Origin of the sequence: Frigoribacterium sp. MEB024, assembly GCF_000878135.1 — a bacterium.
Lineage (GTDB): Bacteria > Actinomycetota > Actinomycetes > Actinomycetales > Microbacteriaceae > Frigoribacterium.
The window spans coordinates 1-12,175 of the sequence record NZ_JXQZ01000049.1; the positions used below are offsets into that span (position 1 = coordinate 1).

General features: G+C 65.6%; 13 protein-coding genes. 7 read left to right on the plus strand and 6 right to left on the minus strand.

What is annotated here, in order from left to right; all coding sequences use genetic code 11:
• Positions 1-1,132: ABC transporter substrate-binding protein (locus SZ60_RS10660; protein WP_043595820.1), on the minus strand; the 1,132-nt coding region annotated here is incomplete at its 3' end.
• A gap of 394 nt (positions 1,133-1,526) precedes the next feature.
• Here SZ60_RS10660 and SZ60_RS10665 point away from each other — a divergent pair.
• The 3 genes from SZ60_RS10665 to SZ60_RS10675 all read left to right on the plus strand — a co-directional run bounded on the left by SZ60_RS10665 (position 1,527) and on the right by SZ60_RS10675 (position 3,281).
• Positions 1,527-2,507 carry an amidohydrolase family protein gene (locus SZ60_RS10665; RefSeq protein WP_043595822.1) on the plus strand — a complete coding sequence of 327 codons (981 nt, stop codon included), beginning with the start codon at positions 1,527-1,529 and terminating at the stop codon, positions 2,505-2,507.
• 197 nt (positions 2,508-2,704) lie between these two features.
• Positions 2,705-2,989 (plus strand): hypothetical protein, encoded by a 285-nt coding sequence (locus SZ60_RS10670; RefSeq protein WP_043595823.1) that lies wholly within the window; start codon positions 2,705-2,707, stop codon positions 2,987-2,989.
• A 10-nt stretch (positions 2,990-2,999) separates the two neighbouring features.
• A complete protein-coding gene (locus SZ60_RS10675; protein ID WP_043595825.1) occupies positions 3,000-3,281 on the plus strand; it encodes a hypothetical protein in 282 nt (93 codons plus the stop codon).
• A gap of 90 nt (positions 3,282-3,371) precedes the next feature.
• Here the strand turns inward: SZ60_RS10675 and SZ60_RS10680 are convergent, their stop codons facing one another.
• Both SZ60_RS10680 and SZ60_RS10685 read right to left on the minus strand, forming a co-directional pair.
• Positions 3,372-4,214, minus strand: a complete 843-nt coding sequence (locus SZ60_RS10680) for a nuclease-related domain-containing protein (RefSeq protein ID WP_156155579.1) — start codon at positions 4,212-4,214, stop codon at positions 3,372-3,374.
• A 189-nt stretch (positions 4,215-4,403) separates the two neighbouring features.
• The gene (locus SZ60_RS10685) at positions 4,404-4,754 is read right to left on the minus strand and encodes an SdpI family protein (protein ID WP_043595827.1); all 351 of its coding nucleotides are present in this window, start codon (positions 4,752-4,754) and stop codon (positions 4,404-4,406) included.
• A 224-nt stretch (positions 4,755-4,978) separates the two neighbouring features.
• Here SZ60_RS10685 and SZ60_RS10690 point away from each other — a divergent pair, with 224 nt between their 5' ends.
• The 4 genes from SZ60_RS10690 to SZ60_RS10705 all read left to right on the plus strand — a co-directional run bounded on the left by SZ60_RS10690 (position 4,979) and on the right by SZ60_RS10705 (position 7,695).
• Entirely contained in the window at positions 4,979-5,479 is a 501-nt protein-coding gene (locus tag SZ60_RS10690; RefSeq protein WP_043595828.1) for a GNAT family N-acetyltransferase, read from the plus strand.
• Positions 5,480-5,613: 134 nt separating this feature from the next.
• On the plus strand, positions 5,614-6,138 hold the full coding sequence (locus tag SZ60_RS10695; protein WP_043595830.1) for a GrpB family protein: 525 nt from the start codon (positions 5,614-5,616) through the stop codon (positions 6,136-6,138).
• A gap of 51 nt (positions 6,139-6,189) precedes the next feature.
• Entirely contained in the window at positions 6,190-7,101 is a 912-nt protein-coding gene (locus tag SZ60_RS10700) for a pentapeptide repeat-containing protein (protein WP_043595831.1), read from the plus strand.
• A 48-nt stretch (positions 7,102-7,149) separates the two neighbouring features.
• Positions 7,150-7,695, plus strand: coding sequence for a dihydrofolate reductase family protein (locus SZ60_RS10705; protein ID WP_043595833.1), 546 nt, complete (start codon positions 7,150-7,152; stop codon positions 7,693-7,695).
• Between the two features lie 499 nt (positions 7,696-8,194).
• On the opposite strand, the gene SZ60_RS17255 is transcribed toward SZ60_RS10705, so the two are convergent.
• Genes SZ60_RS17255 through SZ60_RS17265 form a run of 3 tightly spaced genes read right to left on the minus strand, consistent with a single transcriptional unit; the run spans position 8,195 to position 12,170 of the window.
• Positions 8,195-9,154, minus strand: a complete 960-nt coding sequence (locus tag SZ60_RS17255; protein WP_156155580.1) for a hypothetical protein — start codon at positions 9,152-9,154, stop codon at positions 8,195-8,197.
• A gap of 17 nt (positions 9,155-9,171) precedes the next feature.
• Positions 9,172-11,166, minus strand: coding sequence for a hypothetical protein (locus SZ60_RS17260; RefSeq protein ID WP_156155581.1), 1,995 nt, complete (start codon positions 11,164-11,166; stop codon positions 9,172-9,174).
• Positions 11,163-12,170, minus strand: coding sequence for a hypothetical protein (locus SZ60_RS17265; protein ID WP_156155582.1), 1,008 nt, complete (start codon positions 12,168-12,170; stop codon positions 11,163-11,165). Before SZ60_RS17265 ends, SZ60_RS17260 begins: the two co-directional genes overlap by 4 nt.
• Between the last annotated feature and the right edge of the window lie 5 nt (positions 12,171-12,175).

The following is a 12,175-nucleotide window of genomic DNA, read 5'->3' on the forward strand; positions in this document are numbered from 1 at the left end:
TGAGCCAGACGGCTTGCGAAGGGGGCACGGGGTTGTCCCAGCCGGGAGAGCCGGTGCCCTGCAGGGCGGTGGCGACGATGGCCTGCGGGTCGTAGGCGAGCTTCATCGCCTGGCGGACGAGCGGGTCCTTGAACTCGGCGCTCGTGGCCAGCATCGGGATCGTGTACCACTGGGCGTCGGGGGCGCGGGCGACGGTGGCGCCGGACGAGGCGCTGACGACCTGGGCGGTGGCGAAGTCGAGGTTGGTCTGGCTGATCAGGTCGATCTGGCCGGCGAGGAGGGCGTTGACGCGGGCGGTGGTGTCCTGGATCGAGAAGAAGTCGATGCCGTCGAGCACCGGGCGGCCGGCGAAGTGGTCCTCGAAGGCCTCGACGCTGCCGGTGCCCGCGGGCTCGAAGCTCGACAGGCGGAACGGCCCGGTGCCGACGCCGGTGCGGCCGATGCCGCCGCCTTGGCTGGGGTCGGCGCTGCCCTCGGGCACGATGTAGCACTGGTACGCGGTGAGCAGCGAGGGGAACTCGGCGTTCGGCGTGAGCAGGTCGAAGCGCAGGGTGAGCGGGTCGACGGCGGTCATGCCGCCGGGGCCGATCATCGCGGCGAGCACCTCGCCCTGGGGTGAGGCGGTGTCGGGGTCGAGGATGTGCTCGATCGAGTAGATCGCGTCGGCGGCGGTGAAGCGGCGGCCGTCGTGGAAGCGGACGCCCTCGCGCAGGCGGAAGGTCCAGCTCGTGCCGTCGGCGTTCGCGGACCAGTCGTCGGCGAGGTCGGGCACGGTGACGCCGGCGTCGTCGAGCTTGACGAGCCGGTTGTAGAGGGCGCCGAGGTACTCGTAGGCCGAGAGCGAGCTGGCGGAGTCGAGGGTCTCGGCGGCGGAGGCGGCCGGGCGCGCGATGCGCAGGCGTCCGCCGCGGCGCGGGGTGCCGGTGGCGGCGGCCTCGGGGATGGTCGGGGTGCTGCGGGCGGGGGTGCAGCCGGCGAGGGTCAGCAGGCCGAGGCCGGCGAGTCCTGCGGCGCCGACGAGGACGGTGCGGCGGCTCGGGCCCGCGCTGCGGTCGGCGCGGCTGTCGGTGCCGCTGCCGGCGTCTCGCGCCGGGCGGAGCGCGTGTCGGTGTTCGGGGACGATCGGTGTCATGCAGGGATGGCCTTCCGTTTATCGTTCGGGTGAACGATAAGGGAGGTTCGCGGCGGCGGCCAGCTCGCCGGAGCCCCGGAGGCGCGGCTCCGCGCTCCCCCGCAGCCCCCGTTCTCCGCGCCCCGCCGCGGATGCGGGCGTGCTCGTGCGGCAGCGTGCACGGGCTGCAGTCTTCACCCACTCGTTACACGGGCGCGCCTCGCCGACGCGACCCGCGCCTCCTCGGGTTCGCCCTCCCGTCTCGGTCGAGTGGTCCCAAAACGTCCCTCCCCGCCCCACGAACGACGTTCTCGGACCACTCGACCGGTCCGCCGGGGGACCCCGGCCCGCCCGGGCGTTGACTGGCGCTCGCGACGGCCTACCCACCGAACCGTCCTCGCGAACGGAGCCACCCATGCCCCTGATCGGCATCGAAGAGCACTGGACCACCCCCGAGCTGAAGGCCGCGCTTGAGTCGCTGCCACCCGAGCTGCGGGACGACAGCCTCGCGTTCAACGAGCGGGGTGACCACCTGACCCGGCTCGAGGACGTCGGAGACGGGCGGATCGCCGCAATGGACGAGCAGGGCATCGACGTGCAGGTGTTGTCGGTGGCTCCCCCGGCGACCGGGCCGTTGCCGGCGGCCGACGCGCGTCGGCTCGCTCGAGACCTGAACGACCTCGCGGCGGAGGCCGTGTCGCGGCATCCCACGCGCCTCCTGGCGTTGGCGACCCTGCCGATGGCCGACCCGCAGGCGGTGTCGGGAGAGTTCGAGAGGGCGTCCGCAGCCGGTTTCGTGGGGGCGATGGTCTACGGCCGGACCGGTGACGTGCCCCTCGACGATCCGCGGTACGACGACCTGTTGGCGACGGCGGCTCGGCTCGGCAGGCCGCTTTTCATCCACCCGCAGATCCCGACGCGGGAAGTGCGCGCGGCCCAGTACGGAGGCCTCGGCGACCTGACGGGGCTGGCCCTGTCGACGTTCGCGTGGGGCTGGCACCTCGAGGCGGCGACGGCGGCGTTGCGGTTGATCGCGAGCGGGGCGTTCGACCGGCACCCCGAGCTGCAGATCGTGTTGGGGCACTGGGGAGAGCTGTTGCTGTTCTGGTTGAGCCGGGCCGACGGGCTGTCGGGGCTGGCGGGCCTCGATCGCACGGTGAGCGAGTACGTGCGGCAGAACGTGCACATCACGGCGTCGGGCATGTTCGAGCCGGCGCTGCTGCGGCACGCGCTCGAGGTGACGACGATCGACCGACTGCTCTTCTCGACGGACTACCCCTTCCAGCACCCGACGGGCGACGAGGTGGAGGCCTTCCTCGGCGAGTTCGCGACGGACGCCGACCGCGATGCCTTCGCCGGCGGCAACGCGGCCCGCCTGTTCGGCATCGACGTCTGAGAAGAAGGCGCGGGTCGGTTCGCCCGCGTCTGTCACCCCGGTGCTCGCGCGAGTGGGCAGAAGGTGCTCGGCCCGAGCCCCCGAGCAGCATCTTCTGCCCACTCGGGGTCCTCGCTCGGGCCGGACGACCGGGGTGACCGAGGTGACCCTCGAAGCAGGACTCCGTCCGGCTCCGTGCCGCGCCCTAGTCTGTGCGCATGGCCACCCCGACCACTCCCCGCCTCGGCCGTCTGGCCGTCGTCGCCGCGATCGTCGGTGCCGTGGCCTACGGCGTGGCCGTGCTGCTCGTCTGGACGCCGTTCGGCCCGACGGGCAGCGTCCGGTATTCGACCGAGCCCCCCGTCGACTGGCTGACCATCCGTCGAACCGCGGCCGCCGTGCTCGGGACCTTCGGACTCGTCGTCCTGGCGACAGCCCTCGTGCTGGCACTGGTCGTGCTGGTGCGGTGGGCCGTCGCGAGGCGACCGACCCGCGCCTCCTGATCGGATTCCCGTGATCAACCTCGTCGCCCTCGTCCCGGCATTGCTCACCGTGGCCGCTCTCGCAGTGGCCTGGTCGGCATCGGGCGGAACGACGACCCGGGCGCGCCGGTGGAGTGCCCGCGCTCTGGCGGTCTGGGCAGCCGCCGTCGTGGTCGCACTCGCCGCGTTCCTCGTCGGCCTGCACCTACAGCACGCCGACCTCGCCGTCTGGTCGGCGTTCGCACTGATCGCTGCAGCTCTTGCCGCCGTGACCGCGGCGGCCGCCCGCGTGGTGTCATCGCTCGTGCGGTGATCCGGTACGTACCGGATCATCACGGGCGGCCTTGCCGTCTCTGGGCCAAGGCCTCAGGGCCCGCGGCTCAGGGCCCACGGCGCAGGGCACCTACCCGAAGGTCGAGACGACCGTGCTCGTGACCGTCGCCACCACCGCGATGGCGACTCCCCCGCTCGTCCCGAGAATGCCGAGCGCCGTGCCCACCCGCCACCGCCGACGTCGCCGAGCCGCGTCGTCGATGTCGCGGCGCAGGCGTTCGAAGCGGTGTTCGTGACGGAGCGTGTCCGTCAGGACCAGCGCCTCCGTGTGCCAGGTACCGCGTTCTTCGGCGACCATGGCCAGGTAGGCCAGCGCCTCGGGCGAGTGCACCCGCGGCCCGTTCATCAGCCACTTGCGCAGGCGGGCGGCCACGACCACCGGCACCGTCGGCGCCTTCTTGCCGACTGACAGCGAGGCCTCGCCCACGAGCACGATGACGGGCGTGACGACGACCTCGAAGTCGGCCGCCCTCGACATCAACCGGGAGGCGCGGGCCGCCTCGTGAAGGGAGTTGCGAGAGTGGTCGGTCCGGTGTCCGCCGACCGTCACCAAGCCGCCGCCGACCCAGACCTTCTTGCCGGCGTGGTGCTTGGTGTTGACGGTGAAGACGCCCGTCGGTCCGATGACGACGTGGTCGATGTCGGACTCGCCCGAGCCGACCGGGACGGAGTGCAGGACGGTCCACTCGGGCCCGAGCTCGGCGAGCACGCGGGCGACCTCGATCTCGCCGAGGGCGCCCTGGTACCAACTCTGGGCGTCGGCGCTCAGGGGTGAGTGACCGAAGAGGCGCTGCCGCCGGGTCAGCGCGGGAGCCTCGGCCTGGACGCGCAGGCACTCCTGCATCACCGAGTAGGCCGGCCGCCGGGCCTTCAGTGTCATCGCCACGCTTCCGCGCGCCACGGTCTCGCTCATGTCTTCCCCCTTGCCCACACGGTAGGGCGACACGTGACGTGGAGACGAGCCCCCGTTGGGAGGTCAGTTCGCGCCCCGGGTCGGCGGGCCCGATCGAGTGGTCAGAAAACGTCCTTCCGCCGCGGGCGAAGGACACTTTCTGACCACTCGACGGCCCGATCAGCAGCAGCGGCACCGGGTCACGGGCGCCTACGGCGAGCCGAGCACGTCTGTGGCCGCCTGATCCGCCCGCCACGCCCCGACGAGCGTGCCGAACAGCAGGGCGACCATACTCCCGATCGCCCAGATGGCCATCGCGTCCTCCGACGGGCCCATGACCAGCGGCACCACGATCGACCCCACGGCGAGCAGGCACCCCACCGTCACCGGCACGAGTGCTGCCCGGTGCCCGGCCCGCCACGCCTCGGGCGACGCCATCACGTGCCGGAACCGGATGCCGGCGAGGTGGTTCACCCCGAGCCGGCCGCGGGCGCCGGCAAGCGTCGTACCGAAGACGACGACGCACCCGGCGAACACGATGAGCGGAACGACGACGAGCATCCCTCCAGGCTAGGTCGGCGCCTCCGGACGCGACTCCCCCGCGCGGCCCGTTCTGAGCCGCCCTGGCCCACCCGGGCCTGAACGAGTGGGCAGAAAGTGTCCTTCCGCCGCCCCCGAAGGACACTTTCTGCCCACTCAAGCCTGCCGGGCCCACCCGGGCAGACTCGAACCGGGCGAGCCCGGCGAGCCCGACGAGCGCGACGCGCCCCAGGAAGAATGGCCCCATGCCCCTCGTCCCCGTCGCCCTGACCGATGCCGACGCCGACGCCGACGCCCGAGCCGACCTCCGCGCCTTCCTCGCCGCCGCCGACCTCACCCTCGCCGGTCTCGACTCCCCCTCGCCGCGCCTCCGGCTCTGGGTCGACCGTGACGCCACCGGCACCGTCGTCGGCAGCACCGGCTACGAGCTCAGCGCCGACGGCGAGCACGCGCTCATCCGCAGCGTCGCCGTCGCTCCCACCGCCCGCACGCGCGGCGCGGGCTCCCGCCTCGCCCGCCACGCCCTGGCCGACGCCGCCGCGCACGGAGCCCACCACGCCTGGCTCTTCTCCCGCCGCTCCGGACCGTTCTGGCAGACGCTCGGCTTCACCCCCGCCGACCGCGACGCCCTCGCCGCGGCCCTCCCCGACACGCACCAGGTGCAGCTCTTCCGCGCCACCGGCCAGCTCGCCCGCGAGGTCGCCTGGTCGCGCCCCCTCGACGACCTCCGCCCGCCCACCCCCTAGGAGGCGCGGGTCGGCCCACGCCCGCCCCACCGGTCATCGAGTGGTCCCGAATCGTCCTTCCCCTCCCTGCGAACGACGATCCGGGACCACTCGACCCCACCCCGCCGAGAGTGACACCCCGTACGCTCGCCCCGATGGTCGATCTGCAGCCGCACTCCCCCGCCTGGGCCGACGACTACCGCCGAGAGGCCGAGCGCCTGGCGACCGCCCTCGGCACCCGGGTCGACGCTCTCGAGCACATCGGAAGCACGGCCGTCCCCGGCCTCCTGGCGAAGCCGATCATCGACGTCGCCGCCCGGACGTCTCCCGGCACCGACCCGTTCGTCCTGGGCGCCGCCCTGATCGACCTCGGCTACGAACGACACGCAGCGGGCCCGAAGACCCACGCGGTCTACATCCGGCGGGACGGACCACGACGCACGCACATCCTCCACGTCTTCCGCCCCGACCAATGGGCGGCCTGCCACCAGCGGCTGTTCCGCGACCGCCTGCTGCGCGACCCGGTCGCGCGACAGCGCTACGCGGCCCTGAAGGAGGCGCTGGCCGGCCTCGACGACGGACGCGCCTACACAGCCGCCAAGACCGCACTCATCACCGACCTCGTCACCGATGAGCGAGCGGCTCGGGGTCTCTCTGCGGCCCCGGTGTGGGACAAGTGATCGACCCCTGTTCGATCGCCCCAGCCCGCCGCGCCCGTTAGCGTTGACGCGATGAGCACCCGCACACGGATCGAGCTGGGCCGCCGCGCCGACCTCGGAGCCGACTGTGCGAACTGCTTCGGCCTGTGCTGCGTCGCGCTGGCGTTCACGAAGAGCGCGGACTTCCCGTTCGACAAGCCGGCTGGCGACCCCTGTACGAACCTCGACGAGCACGACGGCTGCCGCATCCACCCGCAGTTGCGTGAGCGGGGGTTCAAGGGCTGCACGGTGTTCGACTGCTTCGGGGCGGGCCAGAAGGTCAGTCGGCAGACCTTCGCCGGGCGATCGTGGCGTGACGACCCCGCGACGCGTGAGGCGATGTTCTCGACCTTCCCGCTCGTGCGGAGGCTGCACGAGCTGCTCTGGTACCTCGACGAGGCGATCACGCTGGTCGAGCGCGAGCGCGCACACGGCGCCGCGGCCCAACACGGCCGCACCCGAGCAACCACCCCCGACCCGGCCCCGTGGCTCGCCGCCTTCGAGCACGTCCGGAGCCTCACCGACGGCACGCCCGACGAGCTGGCCGCCCTCGACGTCGACGCCGAGTACGACGCGGCGCGCCCGCTGTTGGTGCAGGCGAGTGAGGTGGCCCGGGCGTCCGTGCCCGCGCCTCCTCGGCGGTCGAGGGGGAAGGGGCCGACGCTCGAGCCGGGGAGCGACCTGATGGGTGCGGCCCTGGCCGGGGCGGATCTGCGGGGGCGGACGCTCCGCGGCAGCATCGCGATCGCGGCGGACCTGCGCGGGGCCGACCTCGACCGCTGCGACCTGCTGGGTGTCGACCTGCGGGACGCCGACCTCGGTGGGGCGGACCTGTCGGGGGCGATCTACCTGACGCAGATGCAGGTGAACAGCGCCCGAGGCGACGAGGCGACGCGCCTGCCCGAGGGCTTCGCCCGGCCGACGCACTGGGCTGACGAGAGGTAGGACGAACACCTCTGGTGGCGCCTGCGTCGCGGAGCTAGCCTCCCCGGCATGAGGACGCTCACGTACTCCATCAACGTCACGCTCGACGGCTGCATCGACCACCGTGAGGGCCGACCAGATGCCGAGGTCCACCAGCTCGCCGCGGAGGCTCTCGAGCGGGCCGACGGTCTGCTGTTGGGGCGGGTCACCTACGAGCTGATGGAGCAGTCCTGGCGTCCGCCCGCCTCCGACGCGTTCCCCGACTGGATGCAGCCCTTCGCGCGGACCATCCACGAGATCCCGAAGTACGTGGCGTCGACGACGCTCGAGAGCGTCGACTGGAACGCCGAGCTGCTCGGCGGAGACCTGCGCGAGGCGGTGCGAGAGCTGAAGAGCCGTCCCGGGGGCCCGCTTCGCCTCGGAGGTTCAGCCTTCGCCACCGACGTCGTCGGCTGGGGCCTGGTCGACGTGTACGAGTTCACCGTCTCCCCCTGGGTCGCCGGCCACGGCCCCTACCTGCTCGCCGGCCTCCCCCACCCCCTCGACCTCACCCCGACCGCCCGCCAAGACCTCGCCTCCGGCGCCGTCGCGACGACGTACCGCCCGCGCCCTTGACGCCTCGGTTCAGTCACTTCACCAAATGGCGCAAACCCAAGGAGGCGCGGGTGGCCGCGCTAACGGACGTCGGCTTAGCAGGTTCACGGCATGCCCGACAGATGGCCGATCCCGCTTCCACGCCGACCAGACCGAACAAGCTTTATTGATCCTCCCGGCGCTCCGAGCAGGGCATGCCTTAACTCCATCCAAGATCGTGATGAAAGTAGCTGCGCACACTTCGTTCCGCCACACGACGGGATCATATATGAACGGGTGCATCGCATCCTTCGCCACCCGACTGACGAGCGGGTGCTACATCTCTCCGATCGCTTCGGCATTCCTTACCTTCATGTGGCTCGCCTTTACAGATGTTCAAACAACCGGACCATCTAACGTACTTGACACCGACATGCGGGCTCCGCTCATCGAGACGAGTACGCGACTTACGCCATGCGGACTAGGGACACTGCGTCCTCCGACAGGATATTTGACGTAATCTTGGGGATTATTTGCCGCACTAGGTCGCGTTCTTTAAATCCGGCCAATCAAGCTCGATTTCAAACGCGTGGACTCGCGTCAGCCCGAACGACGTCTTTTCTGAATATTCAGGCGTGTAGGGGAAAATGATGCTTAGAGGAAGATTCTCCCCCTCCAGTAAGGCAAATAATGCGAATCCCAAGGCCTGCGTTTTTGCACCAACGGGAGATAGATAAACGTTGGCGTCCGAGCGGAATGCCTCCGGTGCGAGGAGGGCGTCCTGCAAGGTCTGCGCCGTCATGAAAGGGTCATTGGCAGGCGCAAACAGCCACGAGCTACTTCCGAAGCGCCGTAGCGACTCGAGCACACGCGCTAGTCGAAAACGACTCTCTTGGTACATGTGTGCCTCGAGGCCCGGCAAGCCCAACATGAGATAGTGTCGAGCATCCTGTTTCGAATCGGCAACTCGATGGACCAACTTGGCGTCGTAGCCACCGCCGATTATCAACACATCGTTTTCACTAGCAACAAGATGTGACCCCTCGTAACCCCGAACTTGCCTAACAACCTCGACTTCGCTCCGCGAAAAGATGGTTCCAGCTCCTGCAGCATAACCAGCAGGGTCTGCATAGAGCATTATAAACGTGCTAAACCCTTGAGCCTGGAGCATTTTGGGGAGAACCATTAGATGTGGCCTCATCATCCCCGTGATGTCAATGACAAGCCGAGCAGTTTTAGGCAAGGCGTCAAGCCCAATCTCGGCGAAGACGTCAAGCCAAAAGTCAACTTCGTCGCCAACGCCTGATGGCCTGATGCATCCCTCTAGCGGGAGATCTTCGTCACTGAAGCCGTATTCCTGGTGTACGATCCAAAATTTCTTCGCTGCCGATATACCGTTGAAGACTTTGATTACACGATCTGACGAATTGTAACTTGATATAAATACGTCAGCAGGAATACTTTGTAATTGATGGGGCAGATAGACGGACCGTGCGAACAAGGAATAGTCTAGGAGTTTCAAAACAAAGCCACATCGTCAGGAGAGCGCCTAACAAAGGGAGCATTCATCGACGACAAACGTTCCGAAACGATTTGGTCGAATTGCTCGTCGGTTGCTGAGCCAAAAATAGCCTCAACTTCCGACCTTGATAATTGCGCCACCCCTCTACGCGCTGTTCCCAAATCGAATTTGGCAGAGATCATGGGGTGAATTTTCAGAAGAGTCGTGCGAACGCCCGAGTTTCGAGCTGCCTGCCCGCGCGGAAGCCGAAGCACAAGCCCACTTGCTACGCAATCCTCTACGCACTGGGTGGCTAGCCCGGACAACAATCGCGTGTCGAAGCTGACAGCGCTACAATTGACTTCTACCGGCTTATCGCTAAAGCGAAGCTTCCGGAGCATGGCACCAAGACGATGCACCGCCGTTTCAACGCCCGCGGATCCTGATCCCATAGGAAGGCTGTCTTGGAAGAACCAATCCGCAGCATCGGAGACACCACGGTTGCGAGCCTCGTTAGAAATTAATCCATTTGTATCGCGAAAAGCTGATTCACCGAAGAAGAACGACCACTTCACGATGGCCTTCAGAGTGATGAGCAAGTTGCGAGGGATGAATCCAGACATAGAGACGAAATGCTGAAAACCTTGCTGAGGCTGATTAAGCCTGTACGTGTCGTAAAGCTGGGCAATTAGGTCAAGTCTGTGATGGTCTAGGAAGCGCCGAACCTCGGCAGACCCTCTTCCCTCTTCGACACCAGAGAACTCATCGCGAATTGCTCTGGCCGAAGTGATGCCCGGCCGACCCTCGGCTCGCCAGAGTTGATAAAACCTGAGAATCGCTGCCTTCGACAAGACCGGGTCGTTGTAATCAAGCAACTGCACCACAGCATCAATTTCCTCGGGACCAAGCAAAATATCTGCAAGCTGATTTCTGAGGTGAGCCATGTATTTCTTGCCGAGCCGCTGCTCTGCTTCAACGATAGGGCGTAAGACGGCCTCCCTCCCGCCCGCGGATCTCGTGAGTTCTTCTCCAAATAGGCGAACAAATTGCCCGCGACTGATAAGAGACCCTGCGTCTGCAAGTCTCGTTTCAATCATGGCAGCGCAGAAGTTTTCAAAGGCGACAGTATCCGCTTGGTAGACGGACTCCATCGTCACGAATTCAATCTCGCTTCCTACCCGGTTAACTTCTCCGCCACTGAAGGTACCGTGCGTCTTGATCCCCGATAGTCTACTTCCGATAATAAAGGTTACCGGGTGCTCCCGCTCGCGAATGAACGTGTTCACCGCACGTTGCTGATCTTCAGTAAAGTTCTCGAACTCATCGATAAAAAACGTCACACTACAATCGGACAGCTCGGGTCGACTGTCAACCACATATCTAGCTAAATTAAACAACAGTTGACCGGGAGCCCACTTTGCCCGTTGTGAAACCTGGCCCCCAAACGCAGCGGCATTTACTTCCTGATCAAGCCGGCGAAGCTCATTGCGCAGGTCCTGTTCTATCCCATGCGCACCGGTCACTCGAGAAGCGCCCTCATGGGAAAAACCCATTTGATGCCAGAAATCGCTCTTCTGAAGCGACCCGAGCGGAGGCACATCAGCCGACATGCGGGCCGTCAAATCTATGTAGGTAGTGATGAGCTGGCGTGCGAGCCACAACTCCAAGTAGCTGGAAAACAAGGACTCCCAAGCAAAACCTTCCACCGATTTGCCGCTAAATCTCGCCCCGTTTAGCCCACTGGCTCTTAGGTAGATACCTACATACCCATCATCACGCAACGACAGCCACGATCCTGCAGGCTCGACTTGGAGAGGTAGAGTCATTCTGCGCATGAGGTGAGTTCTGCCGCCGCCCTTGGCGCCGACTAGAAAGCGTGCGGTTGAATCGCTGGGATCGAACAAAGACGGCGTTTCAGAGCCAGTAAAAACTACGTACTGCCTTTGAATCTGCTCGTCGGAGAGATCCGCTGCCTTCGTGACCTCGAAGGGGTTTACGGGGAACGAAGTCATATTTTTTCCGTCCTAGGAAATAATGCTTTCCATTCAGCTGGCGTCTTGTTCCACCAGAAGATCGGCAACGAGTTGTCTGGCGTATTGTGGGCAAACGCAAGTAGGAGTTGCCCGTCGTTCCAACCTAATGGGTGACTTTTGACCAGCTGTTCGCCCTTCAATTGAGCCACTGCCCTGCCCTGCCCTCGAGACGTGTAGGTCGGCATCGAAGTATAAACTCTTGACTCGTCAGAAAAAGCCTCCTGCGCCCCGTCGAGGACGTGGACGGCCCCAACGTGATCAAAGAGACTGGACCCTTTTAGCCGGTCTATACCTGACTGCTTTGCGAACAGGGCTAGGTAGCTTACTTCCAACACATATGATGCATCGCGAGCTTGTTTCCTGATGGACGTGATGAAGGCCGTTTCTTTCTCCAGCATTTGCTCACCCGAGCCAAGAAGATCATCTACGTAAACTATTCTTCTTATTTTTACTTCATCGAAGACTTCGTGGCTAAAAACAGGCGAATCAGCAGCGAGTAACTCCAGCCGGTCCGCGAATACGCCCTCAGTTAGATTGTTCTCTTGTCGAAAGTAGTAAAGCAAGTGCTGACCGGACGCGGCTGGACCGCCAACTCCAAGGAAATGGGTGTTTTCTAACTGCCGCTGATATTGGCTGTTAATGGCGACAGGGCTTTTCGTGTATAGCAGCAACCGTCGGAGGGTCTGCCGTATTGGGTAGGCAAACAGGTCGCGATATGCCGAGCGCAGGAGTGCGCGCACCTCTCTTTCTCCCACGTAGTTAAAGTGAGACAGCAGGTGCAGTGCGTGAAGCCGATCATTGTCTGTCGCTTCCGTTGGCTCAAAGTTCTTCAGCCAGTCCTTTATGTCCTGTTGCGTGAGCGCCAGAGACCATACATCCCCCGCCAGGGTCTTCATTTGTTCTAACAGAACTTTTTCAACGCCCAAGGAGCCTTTTTCTGTCCCCACCATCGTCCTCGCTTCGTCATTGACCGAGTGCCCCACCAACG